At 67.9% G+C, this 17,697-nt stretch carries 4 protein-coding genes; all 4 read right to left on the bottom strand.

Annotated features, from left to right (window positions below):
• Positions 1–50 precede the first annotated feature (50 nt).
• From OG509_RS33110 to OG509_RS33125, 4 genes are read right to left on the bottom strand one after another with little or no spacing between them, the layout of a single operon-like run.
• A complete protein-coding gene (locus tag OG509_RS33110; RefSeq protein ID WP_406186289.1) occupies positions 51–2,375 on the bottom strand; it encodes a UvrD-helicase domain-containing protein in 2,325 nt (774 codons plus the stop codon).
• Entirely contained in the window at positions 2,372–9,094 is a 6,723-nt protein-coding gene (locus OG509_RS33115) for a DEAD/DEAH box helicase (RefSeq protein WP_406186290.1), read from the bottom strand. Before OG509_RS33115 ends, OG509_RS33110 begins: the two co-directional genes overlap by 4 nt.
• A complete protein-coding gene (locus OG509_RS33120) occupies positions 9,091–14,538 on the bottom strand; it encodes a hypothetical protein (protein ID WP_399543319.1) in 5,448 nt (1,815 codons plus the stop codon). Before OG509_RS33120 ends, OG509_RS33115 begins: the two co-directional genes overlap by 4 nt.
• Positions 14,535–17,591, bottom strand: coding sequence for an SNF2-related protein (locus OG509_RS33125; protein ID WP_406186291.1), 3,057 nt, complete (start codon positions 17,589–17,591; stop codon positions 14,535–14,537). The genes OG509_RS33120 and OG509_RS33125 overlap by 4 nt, the downstream gene beginning before the upstream one ends.
• Between the last annotated feature and the right edge of the window lie 106 nt (positions 17,592–17,697).

Raw genomic sequence — 17,697 nt, forward strand, 5'->3', positions numbered from 1 at the left:
GACAGCCGAGACTCCGGCCTCCCCGCGGGTGCGGGGAGGCCGGCAGTTGGTCAGATCGGCAGGTAGGGGCTGGGCCTGTCGTGCCAGCTGATGTTGAGGGCGTCGCGGGCTCGAGTGGTGGCTACGAACAGCAAGGAGCGGGCCTTGCGCTGTTCGCGCTCGTAGCGGGGCGGGTCCTCGGTGCGGTAGCGGTCGATCACGTGGGTACGGGGAATGATGCCGTCGCTGGCTCCGACGATCGCCAGGCGCTGGTACTCCAGGCCCTTGAAGCGGTGCATGGTGCCGACGTGGACTTCGCCGTCGCCCTTGGGACCGTCCTTGGTCAGTTCGGCGCAGGTGATGCCGGCCTTGGTGATCAGGTAGTACATGGTCTGGCTGACCATGTCTCGGTCGGCGACGCAGACGGCGATGTGGCCGCTGGGGTCGCGCGGGGAGCCGTTCTCGTCGGTCGAGAGCTCGTCGCGCCAGGTGGAGAGGGTGGTGGCGAGACCCGCGAGTTCGGCCTCCCAGGTGTCGTATGGGGTGAAGCTGGGGGAGGGGCCGTGTAGGACAGAGCGGTAGCCGGCGAGGTTGTCGGTGCCGTCGTCGAGGTCGTCGTAGCCGACTTTCTGACCGGAGTTCCGCGGTTCGACGACACGCAGGGCGTCGGCGAGGATCTCCCTGGTGGTGCGGTAGCTCAGGGTCAGCCGGGAGGAGCGGCCGCGGATGTTGATGCCGAGGGCGCCGAGGGCGACCTGGTGGTCGTAGATCCGCTGGTGGGTGTCGCCGGCGATGAACATGTCGTTGGGCAGGTCCGGGTCAGCCATGGCCCGGAGCATCTTCCAGTGCGCGGGGCTGAGGTCCTGGGCCTCGTCGACGACGATGTGCCGGTACCGGTAGCTGAGGTAACGCATGCCGGAGCTGTTGTCGCGGTGGATGAGGTCCTTGCCGCCGACCTCCTCCTTGTATTCGCGGCGGGCCCGGATCTTCGCGGCGCGTTCGATCTCGAACCGGGCGGCGCGCTCCGAAGCCTGACCCCACGTTTCCACGCCGAGCTTGTCGAGACGGGCGGTGAACTGCTCGATCAACTTCCAGATGTGGTTGCGCTCCGGACGGGTCAGGGAGCGACCTCGGCCGGCGCGTCGGGCCTGGAAGTAGGCGGAACGGGTGGGCACGGACTGGCCAAGGATGACCTGCTCCCACTCCTCGAGCAGGAACTCCGGCTCCCAGCGGCGGTCGTCGAGTTCGGCGAGGAGCTGCCGCATCTCGTTCAGCGCCACGTTGTCGTAGACGCGCTGCCTGCCGCGGCCAGGCGCGGTGTTCTCGCCCAGGACGCGTGCGGCGAGCTGGTCGATGTGGGCGATCTCGATGCGGGCGAGGAGTTCGGGCTCGATGAGCGAGGCCAGACGCAGCCGCAGGTCGGTGGTGAGGTTCTTGGTGAACGTGGTCAGAAGGATGGGCTTGTCGTGGCCGGGCGGCATTTGCTCGACCAGGTGCTTGACCCGGTGGAGGGCGACGATGGTCTTGCCCGTACCGGGGCCGCCCGAGACGCGGGCGGGCCCGTTGTAGTGGCGGCGGACGATGCGTTCCTGGGTGGGGTGCAGGAACACCTTCCAGGCGCGGAAGTCGCCTTCGTCGATGGCGGCCTGGACGGCGTCGTCCACGGCAGTGACCTTGGTCCGGGTCAGGGCCGCGGCGAAGTCGCCGAGGTCGGGCTCGTGGCCGAGCTCGACGGGCTGGGTGATCTCCTTGCGAACCTCGTCGATGTCCATGCCGGCGGCGAGGCCGTACAGGATGTCCTTCGACAGCAAGGGGGAGCCCTCGACGAGTTGGTCCAGCTCGGTGCTGTCGGTGACCGTGAGGGCCAGCTCGATGAGCTGTTCGGCGACGCCGAGCTCGCGCAGCTGGTCGGCGGTGTACGCGGCGAGTAGCGCCGGTGCAGCCTGAGGCTCTTCCGGTTCAGCGGCGGGGGAGGGTGCGGGCTCGGCTGGAGGCTCTGTGGGGTCCGGCTCGGCAGGGGTGAGTGTGATGCCGGCGCGGCGCAGGGCGCTGTCGCCGACCACGGCGAGGTCGACGAATTCGATCTCGCCGGTGACACGGTTGACCGCGACCTGGAGTTCTTCGTAGACGTCCTTGCGATGGCGGACGGCGATGACCAGCCAGCTCTCGGTACCGTCCGCATCCACACCGGTGGGCGCGAGAAGGGCCCGATAGGACTGGTTCACACGGGCGGACCAGATCCGGGAGTCGCCCTTGAGCTTCTTCAGCTGGAACCCGGGAAGGCTGGGGTTCTTCCGGAAGTCGTGGCAGAAGTCGTAGAACTGGGCCTTGACCGAGCGGTCGAGCTTGTACAGCTCCTGTTCGGCCTTGCGGTACAGGCTGAGCCGGGCGGTCATCGGGTGGTGCCTTCCGTGTCGGGGAGCTGTTCGAGCAGGGTGTCGAGGTGGTCGAGCCAGTCGGCTGCGGTGCGTACGGTCCAACCGTCCTCGGCGTACGCGGCGTCCCGGCGCTGGGCCTCGGGGTCGTCGGCGCCGCTGTGGGCGGTGACCACGGCGATTTTGAAGCCGGGGGTCTGCCAGGCGAAGTCGGCCTGCCAGCCACTCGCGCCCAGTTCGAAGCCGAAGACGGGTGCCTGCTTGCCGCGGTCGGCGAGGGTTTCGGCAAGGCGGAGGAGGTCAGGTGCCTCCTCGGCGTCCTCGCGCAGGATCTCGAGGATGTCCTCGTCCCAGGCGGCGTCCCGGATGGCCCGGCGCAGCGCTGCCTCGGCCGCCGAGTCGTTGGTGCGCTCGGGGACGGCGGGCTTGATTCCAGGCTCGGCTACGGGCGCGAGAGCCGCGGTGATGGAGTCGAGCTCGCCCAGCCCACCGCACACGGCGAGCACTTCGACCTCGAAGTCCGGAGCCCGGCTGGCGGCGAGCTGGACGCCGTCACCCCCGGCGAAGGACAGGAACTGGGTGATGTTGGTCCAGTACAGCCAGGACCGCCACCGCAGCTTGTGCTCGTCCGTGTCGAGGACGGCGTCGCTGTCATCGAGGACGGCCAGTGCCGTCCAGCGCAGGTCCTCGGGAACTGCGCCATCCACGGCGAACAGGATCGGCAGACCATGCTCGTCCTGGCTACGAAAGACGTGGACAGGTCCGATACCGGCCGTGTCGGGGACGACCGGCTTGTCGGCCCGCTCTCCAGCCCCGAGGACAGCGAGCTGATCGCGCAGCACGGTGACGAGCTCGCTGCGCTTGCCCGTCGCGGCGACGGCGGCTGTTGCCGGGACGCCCACGAGACCGGTGACCAGGGCACGTGCCCGACGTGCCCAGCAAGTGGCGTCCGGATCACGCAAATAGGCGATCAGCGTGTCGATCGGGTTGGCGAAGACAGCCTCACCGAAGTGGGCACGGTTGCCGCCGTACTGCTCGTACGCAGCCTTGGCCTGCTCTTGGGCGGTGCCCCGGTACGGCGGCCAGACGGGCTTGGTGCGTCCCGGGCGGCGCTCGAACAGGTCGATGTCGGCCCAGGTGATCTGGAAGACGACCTTTCCGTCGGCACGGAGCAGCGTGCGCTGAGCGGCGTTCTTCGCGATGAGGTTGTGCTCCCGGCTGGCGTGGAACCGGAAGCCTTCGAGATAGACGTGGACGCTCTGCGAGGGTCCACCCACGCGGGTGAAGGTGAAGTCGGTTCGAGTGCCTTCGAGCTGCCGCTGGGCGGTGAGCCGCCAGTGCATGACCTCGGAGCCGTCAGTGAACCGCAGGTGACCGCTGGCGTGGCCGTCCTCGTCCAGGGCCGCGTCATCGGTGACCTTCACCCAGTCCCGCAGGGCAGTCAGGAAACGGGCCTCCAGATCGGATTCGACCTGGGCATCCAGCCCGACCAGCCCGGTGTGCTCCACCTCGGTGGTCTCCCAGCCGTCCTCGCCTTCACCCTTGAACAGCAGCGATTCCAGCATCGTCAGCGCAGCCTGGCGCGAGACCACGTCCTGGAACTGCTCGGGCGTGTAGCGATGCAGGCAGCGGTGGCAGGCCCGACGTTGCTCCTCCGCGCACGGGCACGCCTTGAGCTGCTCGTACGCCCGGGCGAGCGTGTCCCGGAAGGCGGCCGGGTTGGTGAGCCGGTCCAGGTAGCCGGTGCCTCCGGGCAGGGAGTCGAAGAGCACCAAGAACCAGCGGCGCTCACCGCTGTCGTTGTCCGGCATCGACGCGACGGTGGTGTCCAGGTGCTGCGGGTCACCGCCGAAATGCAGATCCACGCCGAGCCGCAGGGCAGCACGGAAGGAGTGCACCTTGGCATCCACATCCGCGGTCGCAGCCGGGATGAGCACCCGCAATGCCTCGGTCTGCAGCTGATGGGCGAGCAGTACCGGCTCCTGCGTGGTGCCGTCCTTCTTGCCACGCCGCAGCGGACACCACGGGCGGTGGTGCTTGAGCTGCGGGGACCGGGCTGCCGCCGAGTCGAGGGCATCCGTGTCGTGGTCGAAGACAGGCCGGCCGTCCGCAGTGGCGGCCCCGCACGAGGTGCACACATGGAACGGATTCAGCCGCACCAAGTGGCCGGCGAAGTCATCGCGAGCGGGGGCGTCGTAGCGGACCGGCCCCACATTGATCCGGCGGATCATGGCGCTTCGGCAATAGTCAACGCCGAAGGTCTCGCGGGCATGCCGCCACGAGCCGGGCTCGATCGCCTCCACCGGAATGTCGACCGCGTCCACGACCGAGTACGAACGGCGGTCGCGGTCGTCCTTGTCATCGCGGATCCGGGCGTCCTCGCGCTTGTCCCGCGAGGTTACGGTGGCCGGCTCGACGATCTGGAAGAGGCAGGAGCCGTCATCGGCGATCTGGCTGGTCTTGCACCTCGGGCACGCAGAGCGGTCGGTTGCGGCGTGCTCGGTACGGACGTAGCCGCAGCCCGGGCACACTCGCCAGGTACGCCACTCCTGACGCCCTCCTGTGGACAGCTCCAGACCGGTGACCTCGTGCCGGTAGCCGTTGACGTAGAACGCGTTGCCCGGCGCCAGCTCCTGGAGGGCGTAGCGGCGGGGCCGTTCATAGGAGAGCGTGTCGGAGGTGTACACCACCTTCCCCGTCTTCGGGTCGATGCCGTCTTCCCCGTACAGGGTCGCCGACAGCGTCGTCGTCGAGTCGATCAGCGCGTAGTTCGGCAGCAGCCCGAGGTCGCACAGCGCGCTCTGGGCCGTCGTGTCACCCAGGTGGAGCAGCCGCTTGCCCACACCGCGCCGTTCGGCGTCCAGTTCGGCCTTCTGACGGGCCTGGTCGGGGTCGCTCTCGTGGAGTTCGCCGTGCGCCTCGTCGATCTCGCGCAGCCGCGCCCGCAAGGCGTCTTCGCCCTGCCTCCACTCCCGCTCCGCCTGCTCCACCTTGCCGCGCAGATCGTGCGTTGCGTACCTCTCCAGCTCGGCCTTGGCTTGGTCGTTGACGCCCGTTGGAAACAGCTTCAGGAAGCCCTTGACCAGCTCTTCGCCCTGGTCGATGGCCAGTTCCACCAGATCGGTGAGGTACCCGGACGGCCCGAACAAGCGGGGTGCCTTGTGCGGCAGCGCCCGAAGCACGATTCCGTCCGCGCGGACGAGGCGGCCGGCGGCGGCCAAGTCCAGCAGGTGCGCCAGGTACTGGCGGCGCAGGATCTCGATGGCCGACAGGTGGCAGCCGGGCGGCACGATGGTGCCCGCGATCAGGTCCTTCGGGCGCTCCAGGAAGTACAGGTCGCGTCGGCGCCGGTCCGGGATGGTCAGCAGGAAGGCGTTGCCGGTGCGGCGTCCGGCTCGGCCGACCTGCTGCGCGTACGAGGCGGGACGGCGCGGCAGTGCGGCCAGGACGACGGCGGACAGGTCGCCGATGTCGATACCCATCTCCAGCGTCGGAGTGCAGGACAGCACGTTCGGGTCCTTGAAGCCGCCGCCGCGCTTGAACGCATCCTCGACCTTCTCGCGTTGCGGGCGCCCCAGCATGCCGGTGTGCTCGGCCGTGACCACCTGGTACGTGCCCGCACCGCGGTACAGGCGCCGGTAGTAGTCGTGCGTGTAGTCACGATCGCGGTGGTGTACTCCCAGGCCTTCGGGCCGGTCGCCGGCCACGAGGCGGCCCTTGCCACACCGGTAGGAGGGGCAGGGCTGGTCATGCCACTGGTCCAACAGGGAGGGATGGACTGTCTGCTCCCAGAAGCACACGGGGCAGCGCACGTACGAAGAACGCACGTGCTCGTCGTTCAGGAGCTGGGCCACGATGCTGCCGGGCTTGAGCCCGTACACCCTCACTGACGTGTCGGTCGGGGTACGGACCGACAACAGGCCCATCGAGGCGAGTTCGGGCAGCAGCCGGTTCCACAGCTCGGGCGCCAACTCACGCGGCAGCTCCAAGCACCGGCCGGCCCACCGCTCGTACCAGGACAGCCGGCCTGTCGCGAAGTCGAACTCGCTGCCGTTCTTGGTCTGGCCGAGCAGGAACACCGGGGCCGCGATGCCCTTCGGGAAGGCCCGCATGCCCGGAGCCCGCTTGCCCCAGATGAAGTACCGGCTGGTACCCGCCTCGTCGATGTACTTGTCCAGCCACTGGTGGGCGACCGCTCCACGCGTGCGCAGCCGCTCCAAGAAGATGCGGACGAACGCCAGGTACCGCCCGTCGTCCTGCGGCACCATCGGCAGGCCATCGCGGACGCACTCCTCGTGCAGCTGCCTGACCAACGCGACCACGGCCGCCGGGTCCTCGATGTGGACCTGGGCGGCGGCGGTACGGGTCAGCTCCAGCGTACGGCCGTTGCGCGACCGGAAACCGAACTCCATCAGCGTCTCGAACGCCAGCCGCTGGCCGATCAGCCGCCACGTCTTCAGGTCCCCGCCGCGGCCCTGCCCGGACAGCAGCCGGTCAACGCCCTTGAACCCGTGAAGGTCCGGCGGCACCACTGCGGACAGGGTGTCCTTGTCGGTCGTCGCCTCGACCACGTCCGCGATCACATCGTTGAGCGCGGTCGACTCGTCGTGCCGCAAATGGCTGGCCAGCAGCGCGCGCAGCGAGAAGGTGAACGAGCGGTTGGCGACGAATCCGGCCCGGTGCGCGGCATCCTGCACCGAGTCGTTGAACATCAGCGTCTTGTCCTCGCGGAGCTCCTTGTCGAGCTCCCCGCCAGTGAACAGCTGGGTGATCGACGCAGCTGCCATCGCGGCCGCGCCGGTACCGAGGTAGCGGATCGCGTTGCGCTCACCGCACGCCGGACACCAGTCCTCCTTGGCAGCCGTATTCGCGGTCTCCCCGAAGTTCACCAGCACGAACGCCGAATCACGGGCCGTCAGCCGAGGTTCCTTCGTGTCCCGGTCGTAGTCGTTGAGGGGATCAGGAAGCCGCAGCCGCTTGCGGGTGCCGTCCAGCACCATCAGCACACCACCGGCACCCTGCGACGCGGCCGAGCCTGCCTTGCCGCTGGTCGCCGTCATCAGCGCCGCACCGGAACCCTCGCGGGCTTGTTGGTCCGTCGCAGTGATCAGGTTTCGTACCCGCGCCTTGTCCTGGCCAAGCGACGCCCGACGGATCTTGTACGTGTCGAACTGGACGTCGTGGTCGTCGCTCTCGGGGGAGAACACCGCCCAACCCGACCGCCCGCAGTCACGGCAGTAGATCGCCGGCAGGAATAGGTTCGCGCTCTGGCCCGAGGTGGCCGTCGTCACCGGCGCCGTACGCCCGCCATCAGCCGCGCTCGCGTCCGCCATGCCCGCCGCATCCCACCGGAACTCCGCCTTCGGCCACGGCAGCACACCGCGCAGTAGACGGGACACCGAACGCGCCCACTGGTGCACCTCCACGTGCACGAAGGGCCGCGGCTCGGCGGGCGTGGACTCCGGGTCCCGGGCGTGCGACAGCAGCGCGACGAACCGCGCCAGCGCCTCGGCGGCCTTCTCCGGCTGCCGGGCCACCGCCTGAGACCAGCCGGCCGCACCGGCCCGCCACATCACATCCAGCACCTCAGGGCTGGTCTTCACCTCGCCGCTCAGGGCCTGCATCACGGCGCGGGTGAACAGGTGCCGCTTGAGGTTCCCGCCGAGCACGAAGGGATCGAGGTCACGGACATCCGTCACCTTCTCGATCAGGTCCAGCAGTGCCTCGTCGCCGGTCGTCGGATCAGGCAGCGCCAGCAGCTCGTCGGGCGTCGGCATCGGCTGCATGGTCACATCACCGAGCGGGACGAACTCCTCGACGGACAGCCGGTTTTCCCCGACGATCGAGTCCGCAGTGAACTCCGTTCCGAAGACCTGCGTCGCGACCTCAAGCAGCCGCGCCACGCCATCCTCGTCCGTCCCGGAGGCCAGCGTTGCCGACGTCGCCACCGGACAGATCTTCCCCAGCGGCCGGCTGTCCTCGGAGGCGCCGACTGCGGCGGCGAGGCGCCGTAGCAGCATCCCGACGTCCGTACCTTGCGCGCCGTCGTAGGTGTGGAACTCGTCCACGACGATGTAGCGGATGTCCGACTCTTGCCACAGTGACGCGTCATCGGAACGCTGGAGCAGGAGGTCCAGCATCTTGTAGTTCGTGATCAGGATGTCCGGCGGGGAGATCTGCATGTCCGAACGCCGCGTACGCACCTTCTCGTACTGGGTCGCGGCCCGTTCACCGATGTAGAGGCCGGCGGACAATTTCCCGAGCTCGGCGTTCTGCGTGAGCAACTCGTTGATGCGCTGCGCCTGATCGGTAGCGAGGGCGTTCATCGGGTACAGGAAGACCGCCTTCACACCGGCCTTGCCCGCTTCACGCTCCCGCCGACAGTGATCGAGCACTGGGTACAGGAACGACTCCGTCTTACCGGAGCCCGTGCCGGTGGTGACAAGCGTCGGCTGCGGCGTGTGCCCGTGCGCGGAAGTCAGCCGTGCGAAGGCGACCGCCTGATGCGCATACGGCTTGAACCCGTCCTGCTGCCACTCCAGGTGCTTCCGCCACCCGTCGCCGGCCACGGTGAACGGCGTCCGGATCCGCAGATACGGCCCACGGAACATCCCTGACGTCTCATCCCCGAGGAATCGGTGCAGCGCCTCGCGCGCCCCCTCGTCGGTGAGCGCGTACGTCGTTGACAGGTACTGAAGCAGGCTCTCTTTGAGCCCGCGTGCCTGCAGAGTCGGCCTCACGGTGTCGGTACCTCCTGCGTGACCGGGTCCCATTCACCGAGGGCCACGGCGTCATCGAGCCGCTTCTGGAACACGGCGTGCGCGGCGCGCATCTCCGCTTCGCGGTCAGCCTTGTGGAAGGGCGCGGTGTAGCCCTCGGGCACGGGGGAGTCGCCTGGTTCGGCCCGGTACGCCTCGAACTGCGCCCAGCTCTCCTTGGTCTGCCGCTGCCCGATCGTGCGGGCGTTGCCCGCGATCTTCCAGCCGTCGGCGTCGAACCAGGTCACGGCCTCGTACTTCTGGAGTACGGGGAAGCGACCCCGGTACGCAGCGACGAGCGCGTCGGCGTCCATCCCGAGCCACACGGCGACGAGCGCGTCGATCTCCACGAGGGCGGAGCGGCGGGCCCGCTCGGTTCGGAGAGGTGTTTCGGGACGCCAGTCCGGGGTTACGGCGTGGAGAGCTTGCATGCCCGGCCACTCGCAGGCCCACGGCTCGTACGCGGGCCAGGTGGGGTCGTACAGCTCGGACCAGAGGTCGGCGTAGGCGCGGGTGAGGCAGTTGAGCCGGAGGGTACGGAGGAGGAGGGCGGAGGCGAGGGGGTGGCCAGCTGCTGGGGCAGGCATTGCGCTGGCTCGTCCGACGTCGAGGTGACCAGTGCCCGTGACACGCAGCAAGTAGTCGACAGGGATACCGGCCCACATACCAGCTTGGAGAGCCGTACTCCGGTTATCAAGAATCCATGCGCTGCGAATGACGTTCGTATGTGCTGTGCCAGGCGGAACCAGGGCCGGGTAGAGGCTCCGTTCAGTATCGGGAGCGATCATTTCACGCCAGGCGAGCCTGTGGAATTTTGCGGACCGCCTCCGGGCCCTCCGCGTCAACACGGCGTCGATGCTCTCCTGAGACACCTGCTCCCGAGAGATGCCCTGTTCGTGCGCGATCTGTTCACGCGCTTGACTGATCGCGGTGCTGCTTGCCTGAAGCCGGTCGAGGGCCTGGTAGTCGACCCATCGCTCCTGATCGGCCAGGTAGGCGGCGGTTCTGCCGGGCGCGCGAACGTACTCGGAATCGGGTACGAAGTCGGTCGGCAGGGCCGTCAGATCAGCACCGTACGGATCGTTGGTATTCGCGTCGTGGCGTTTGAATACGGGTGTTGCAACACTTAGTTGGGTTCCCTTTAGGATTACCTGACGCCACTGCTGAGGTTGGAACTTCTCGCCGGTCGTAGGGTTGGGGCGGTTGTAGTCGATCAGGTTGGCCTTCTTCGCCCCGCTCTCGTGGTACCCCGGTGAGATTTGCGGCTCTAGAGCAGCAAGCCGCAATGGATAGTCCGCCAGAGCCTCGATCGCCGACGCTTCCGCCGTGCTCACGGGAAACAGCAAGCGGGCCTGTTCGACGGGCTGGTCGGTCTCGTTCAGCAGGCGCTGCCAGGTCGCAAGCTGGTGGGTGTCTACCCGGACAACGCGGGCCTGGTGCGGCCGCTCATCGAACTCCCCGTTGCGGTACCGAACGCCTGGTACCTCGCCCGAACCGTCGTGTTCGGCGGAGTATCGCAGCGCGTCCGCGGAGACGAGCCACGACAAATGGTCGAAGTCGATCTCCTTAGGCTGACCGTAGATGTGCACTCCGAAGTGAGCGGCGTGGCCCACCGGCGGAGGGAAGAAGCGCTGCCCAGCATTCACGAAGTCGCCGTGAATCCGAAGTCGGCGGTACGCCGCCTCCCGGAGAGCCCCTTCCTTGTCACCGGTGAAGTGTGTATCCGGATGCACCATCCCAGCGGTTCCGTCCGTCGACGTGTGCGCCCACACCTGGGACATGAACGCCCGGTACAGATCCGGCTGGGTTCCTGCCAGCGACGGATACATCTGCGGGGAACCGAGCACAGCGACCTGCGCCATCGTGTTCGTCAGTTCACCGACCACGTACTGATGAGCTTCTTGGGTCTCGAGGACCTTGCGGCGTTGGCGGTCCTTGTCAGCCGTGGATGCCTTGTCCTCCAGCTCGAACCACGGCTCGTGCTCCGCGAGCACCGCCGACTCGTTCCAGCGGGGCCGCACCCACGGCGGGTTGCCCACCTGGAGGTCAAAGCCGCCACCCCGCGCGAAAACGATGGCGAACTCCAGCTCCCAGTGCAGGAACCCCTGTTCCTCCACGATGTCGCTCACTTCCCGGAGCCAAGGGAAGCGGTCCTCCGGGTTGCCGGCATCCATGCCCATGAAGCCGGGCAGCGTCTCCTCGAAGGTCTTGAGTGCGTCAAGGCTCGCGAAACTGTCGATCAGGGTTCCCTCGGGCACATCCGCCGTGCCCAGCATCGCTTCCAGGAACTCCAGCCAGTCATCGAGATCCTGGAGTGAGACCATTTGCCGCCGTTCCGGCGCCTTGGGCTTCGGGGCCGCCGCCTTGTTCCCACTCTTGGACCCGACCTGCCTGACCTCCACGACCGCGTCGTCGTCCGCGGTCAGCTCAAGGTCCTCGAAGCTCGTCTGCTCGGGGCCGAACGAGAACAGAGCCGTCTCCTCGACGAATCGCGGTGCGGGTCGCGGCATGGGGACGGCTGACGGTTCCCGCACAGCCGGCGGCCCCTCGCTGAGCGGTACCCCGTCGAGCACGCGCGTCAGGCCGTCCACATCCGCGACAACCATTGAGTGCGCCGCGTACTCGCTGGCGGTGCCGTCGAGCAGCCCGGCCTTGTCCACGGGCCAGAACCATAGGGCGCACCAGGCATCCATGATCTTCTTCAGGCGCCAGTACGGGGTGTCCGCGGCGTTGAAGAGGTCTTCGAGGACTTTCTCCTTGGGTAGGGCCTGGTCCGGGCGTTGGATGAAGTCGTACTCGGGGTCGGCGGGATCGGCCCCCCACACGTCGATCCGGCGCGCGATCGCCTGCTCCGAGAGCTCCATGCGCTTCACGACCAGTGACCAGAGGAACTCCGCCCGCCGGGCGACGTCCCGCAGTCGGGTGAACTGGGAGACCGGCTCAGTCTTCGCCCTACCGACCTTGCCGCGCTTCGGGCGCTGGAGGATGCCCTTCTTCCACGCCGCGAGCTGCGCGACGCCTTCGTTCGCGAGTTCCCGCGCCTCCTTCGAGCCCGCGACCGCCGCCCACCCGGGGCTCGGCAGCAGGAACTGGTGCACCGCGTCCTGGGGGAGGGGCTGGGGCTCGCCCCCTCTAAGGAACGGCAGCGGGGTCGGGGCCAGAGCGCCCTTCGCCTTGAGCCATTCCTTGCCGATGACGTCGTCCGCCCCGTAGAAGGCCCTGCGCGCGCCGATCAGTGAGTTACCGCGCCGCAGGTGCAGGCCGAACCATGGGGCACGCATCCCGGGGTGCATGGTGTTGAGCCACAACGACACCTCCGCCAGCTCCACACCCGTGGGGTTGAGGTCGACCCCGTACGCGTTGTGGAGGGCGATGTACGCCTTCGCCTTCTGCTTCTCCGTGAGGGCGTCGGCGGTCGGGATGCCGGTGCCGAGCTCCTCCTGGCGGCGGCGCAGGTATTCCTCGGCGACCTGGTTGATCGCCTCGTTGAGGAAGGCGCCGGAGCCGAGGGCCGGCTCGCAGATCTTGTACTTGAGCAGCTCGGACGCCCGCGTCTTGACGATGTTGCCGTCGGCGTCGCGCTCCTGGTCCAGGCGGTGCTTGAGGGTGAGCTCGACCGTGACCTGGGTCAATGACTCGGGGGTGTAGTACGAGGCGGAGGTCTCCCGGTCACGGCCCGCGAGGCGGTAGACGAACGAGCCCGTCTCGTACATCTTCACCCCCCGGAAGCCATTACGGACGTCGTCCTCGCCGTAGTGGACCAGGGTCTTGTCGGGGTACTGGTCTTGCTTGTGCGAGGGGATCAGCCAGGAGCCCTTCTCCGGGTCACCGCCCTTGGCGACCTCGCACAGCTGTTCCTCCGCGATTCTGCCGGTGTACGACATCAGGCCCTCGTAGACGGCGCCGAGCTGGTTGATGCCGAGGTTGCGATAGGAGATGAAGCCGCCCCGCTCGCCGCGCTTGCCCTTCTTCATGGTGAGGAGGCGAAGCACCTCGTGCAGGGCGGTGTTGCGCAGGCGCAGGTCGAGCCAGCGCGGGTCGCTGTCCTCGTCGCTGCGGGGGTCGAGGACGTTCCTGCCGATGAGCCGCACGGCGCCCGGCTCGAAGAGGGTGCTGCGCAGCGGTTCGAAGCGCAGGCCCCGGTCCTCGCTGCGGCGGGCCGCCTTGGCCTTGCGGGTCTCCTCGTCGTCGCTGGGCTGGTCGTCGTCGGCTTCGGTGCCGTAAGCCCGGTGCCCGAAGTTGACCTTGTTGAAGAGGACGTCCAGGGACTCGTACAGGTGGAAGCCATTACGGGCCTCCTCCTCGACCAGTTCCTCGTCGCGTTCAACGAGTTCACGCAGGCGGGCCATGGAGTAGCCGGCTTCGTAGCTGCCGTCGTCGGCGGGAAGGATGCCCAGCTCTGGGCGGGCCTCGGCGTAGAGCAGGAACAGGATCCGGTAGAGGTAGCGCAGGCTTTCGCGGGTGAGTTCCCGGGCGAAGGGGATCTTCCGGCTCGCGATGTCGGCCGGCGCGACGTCGTTCTTCGGATCGGCCATCCGCTGGAGCACTTCGTTGGCGATGATCTCGACCGAGCGCTGCAAGCCGTTGCGCAGCTCGCCGGAAACACCTGCGGCATTGGCGCCAGAGGACTTCAACAGGGCGTCGATGGCACGGCTCTGGTCGTTCTCGCCGGGCCGGAGCATGTCCATGCTGAACAGGGCTGCGATGGTGGCGAGTTCGCCCTGTTGGGCGCGGTCGTTGCGTTCCAGCGCGGCGTCGAGGTTGACCGCGAGGTAGCGGCCCTCGTTGAAGGACTGGCGGTCCGCGAGGACAAGTACGCCGCCGCAGAGCAGCATCACGAAGCGCGGGTGGGCGCCGCCGGCCTCACCGAGCTCGCTCTGGAAGAGCCAGGCTGCCAGTGCCGAGCCCGTTTCGTACGTTTCGCTCGCGCTCACGCGTAGCGGTGACAGCAGGCGGCCGGGGCCGTCGGCGTCGAGGGCAGTGTCGTTGTCGGCGGCCCAGCCGCAGTCCAGAGCGACGATGCCGTGGCCGTGGTAGGCCACGGTCAGGGTGTGGTCCCGTCCGGCGCGGTGAACCGTGACCTCGGTCGGCGTGGGTTCGAAGCCGAGGGCGCCCAGGATCGTCTGGTGCCACTCGGCGAGCCGTTTGCGCCACTCTGGGTTGTTGTGAGTGTTCAGCCGGGCTTCGTCTCCGGCGTCACGCTCGGAGGCCTCGGCGAAGTAGCCGCGTACATCCTCAGCGAGGTAGGTGGTGCGCAGGCCGCGCAGCATCTCACGCGGCGTCCGGCGGGGATCATTCTCGTCGCCCTCGCGCAGGGCCCAGGTGGTGAACAGGCCCTTCTTGAGGTCGGTGCCGAGCTGTTCGGCGAAGTAGTGCGCGGATAGGTACTCGCCTCGGTTGCTGAAGGAGTCGAAGTCGGTGCTCATCGGTCGGTGCCCCCTTCAGCGGCGTTGAGCGGTTCGAGGACGGCGAGCAGGCGCAACATCGGCTCGCCCGTGGTCTCCAGGGACTTGATCAGCTTCAGCCGGCGACTGGCGCTGAGGTTGACTCCGCGCTTGCCCGTCCCGTCGGCGCAGAAGATGGCTTCCTGCTGCCAGTGCACGACCCGCTTGCGGTAAGGCTCGAGGGTCGCCTCGATCTGCCGGCTGTAGCCGTTCTTCAGTTCCACGAGGTGCCGTTTCGCCTCCTCGATAGCAGCGGGCACCAGCGCGGTCAGGCCGTCGATGTCAAGCGGCGTGGACCGGCCGGGCATCGTCGGGCCCACGCCGTGTCCCTCCAGTACCTCCGCGGTCAGGGTGCTGGCTTTGAGTGCGCCGGGATAGCCGTGGACGGCCATCCACTCCACGATCGTGGGTCGGCCCAGTGCGTTGGAACAGATGCCTTGAATCAGGTAGGTCGGGGTGTCCACGGAGGCGGCGAGTACCGGGGCCTGGTGGCGGCCGATCTCCACGAGCACCTTGTCGGTCAGCCAGTCCAGGACCGGGTGGACGTCGGTGACGTAGGAGACGTTCGGCCACTGGGACTTGGAGGACTCCCGGGCCGCCTTAAGCCGGGCGGCCGCGAGGTCTTTCGAGAACGTGATGCGCATGCGGCCCGGCTCGTTCTTGCGGGGCATGATCTGCTGCTCGTCGAGGTACGACTTGGGCAGTGCCTTCAGCCGGTACAGCAGGTCGCGGGGAGGTTCGAACGCGATCGTGCCGTCGTCGTCACGGCGAAGGGACAGCTGGTCCTCGGGGTTGGGCTGGCAGACCTGGCGCAGCGCCTCGTCGAAGTAGTCGGCGGTGGAAGCGAAGAGGCTGGGGACGTTGGCCCGGGGGACCTCGGGGTGCTCGGGCACGGCGCCGACCTGTCCGAGGAGCCCAGCGAGGAACGCGGCGCCACCCTGCTGGGACTGCTTGAGTGACTCCTCGACGGTCCGGCCAGCGATGAGGTCCTGGGTGAGGCGGTTCTCCTCCTCTTTGGCCCGGTACAGGCCGGTGACTGCCTCCGCCGAGCCTTCGATCTTGTGGGCTTCCTCCTCGCGCTTGAGAAGCTTCTCGCCCACCAGCCGGTCGTCCAGAGTGCGCGGCAGGCCCGTCGTCTCGTCCGTACGCCAGGGGACATCGCTGGTGAGGATCAAGGCCCGGAACTGCGGTTGGTGTTCTTGGCCGTAGCGGTCGATACGGCCATTACGCTGCTCGATCCGGATCAGAGACCACGGCAGGTCAAAGTGGATCAGGCGGTTGCACTGCTGGTGAAGGTTGACGCCCTCGGAGGCAACATCGCCGGTGAACAGGATGCGTACGGGGTCGTCGCGCAGTCCAAACTTCTCGACAATGGTCTGCTGCTCCTCGTCGCTGGATGCCTCGCCGTGCATGACCTGCACCGCGCCCCCGAACGCCAGCCAGGGCTTCTTCTCGTCAGGGCTGGCTCCGTGCCTGAAACCGAGCGCTGCCGGGACAGTCTCCGCCAGCCACTTCAAGGTGGGGATGCGCTCAGAGAACACCACCACGCGGGTCTCTGACCCAGGGCCGACCCCCATCTTTCGCAGCTCGTCCAGCAGCGCCGCCAGCTTCGCCGAGTCCTCGTCCTGGATCTGCTCAGCCAAGCCCCGCAAGTCGACCAGGGCGGCTCGCTCGGCCTGCCGTTCCGCTTCCCGGACCGCAGGGTCGACCGGCCGCGTGGCCTTCTGGGCACGGTCCGCCGACTGCTCAGTGGACGGCTTGTCCAGCGTCGCCAGCCGAGTCTTGACCGTCTCTAGCAAGGCCCGGTGCGAAGACAGGAAGGACTTCAGCAGCTGGTACGGCACGAGCTGGTGCCGGCTGACCGACGGCTGCGCCGAATCCCCCGGAATCCAACGCGCGGCCAGCTCGCGGAAGACGGCCAGCTCCTTCTCACCCGCCGGCACACGAATGGGCTGTGACGGGCCGCGGTCCGCCCAGGAGCCCTTCAACGAGTCGCGCACCTCGGCTGAGGTCTTCGTGCGCCGGATGTAGAGGTGGCCGAGGTCCTCCACCGCGTACGCGGAGGGGTCTGTGATGGCCGCCTCGTCGAGCATCATGACCAGCTCGGCGAAGGATTGGGTGCGGCCGTTGTGGGGTGTGGCCGAGGCCAGCACGAGGGCGTCGGTCTTGCGGGCGAGCAGGCGGGCGAGCTCGTTGTTCTTCGTTCCCCGGTTGACGAGGTTGTGGGACTCGTCGATGACGACGGCATCCCAGTCGGTGTGTTCCAGGTGGTGCGCGTAGACATCGCTCTTGAGGGTGTCCACGGAGATGATCGCCCGCTTGAAGTACGCGAACGGGTTGCGCCCGGCCGGGATGTCCTGCTGGATGCGCTGAATTCCGGTCGAGTCCAGGCGTACTAGAGGAATGGCGAAGCGAGTCCACAGCTCGCGCTGGAACTGCTCCAACACATGCTGCGGGGTTACCACCAGGATCCGCTCACCGCGGCCGCGCCGGATCAGCTCGGCCAGCAGCACCCCGATTTCCAGGGTCTTGCCCAGGCCCACCACATCCGCGATCAGGATGCGCGGCTGCGGGTTCTTCATCGACAGCGCCAGCTCGGCAGGGCGCAGCTGGTGTACCTGCTGGTCCATGAGGAAGCCATCGGCCAGCGCCAGCCCGTGCTCGGTCTGCGGCAGGAACGTCTTGCGGATCACGGACTCGAGGAACAGCCGGCCCCGCCGGTGGTTCGGTGAGTCGTCCGGGACCAGCCGCGTCTCCCTCGGGTCCAGCACCTGGATGTCGTCGAGCCGACTGTAGAAGGTGGCATCGGTGCCGCGGACGAACGACGAAATGCCCGTGACCTCGACCATCCACCCGTCGAGCTTGGTGTCCTTGCAGTTACGGACAAGCCACAGCTCGTCCCGGATCAGTACCTGAGCTCCCGGCGCGTAGCCGGACGAGGCGGGACCCGAACGCCGATCCGGAACATCGTCGGGCCTCCAGGCGTCCCACACCGCATCGCCCTGGCCGCCCACGGCTTCCGCCTCGACGCTCAACGTCCGCTCCGATCCTCTACTTGCGGCCTTGACGGCCGCTCACACCCCACGGGCTCCTTGGACGCCGTCACGCGACGCCCGTACGCACCCATTCCGACACAGACTC

It is taken from the genome of Streptomyces sp. NBC_01006, assembly GCF_045162725.1.
In the GTDB taxonomy this organism is placed as follows: domain Bacteria; phylum Actinomycetota; class Actinomycetes; order Streptomycetales; family Streptomycetaceae; genus Streptomyces.

What these genes read in the sequence shown, in the direction of transcription:
- OG509_RS33120 (WP_399543319.1), bottom strand. Translation starts at nt 14,538, where the DNA reads ATGAGCACCGACTTCGACTCCTTCAGCAACCGAGGCGAGTACCTATCC.
- OG509_RS33110 (WP_406186289.1), bottom strand. Translation starts at nt 2,375, where the DNA reads ATGACCGCCCGGCTCAGCCTGTACCGCAAGGCCGAACAGGAGCTGTAC.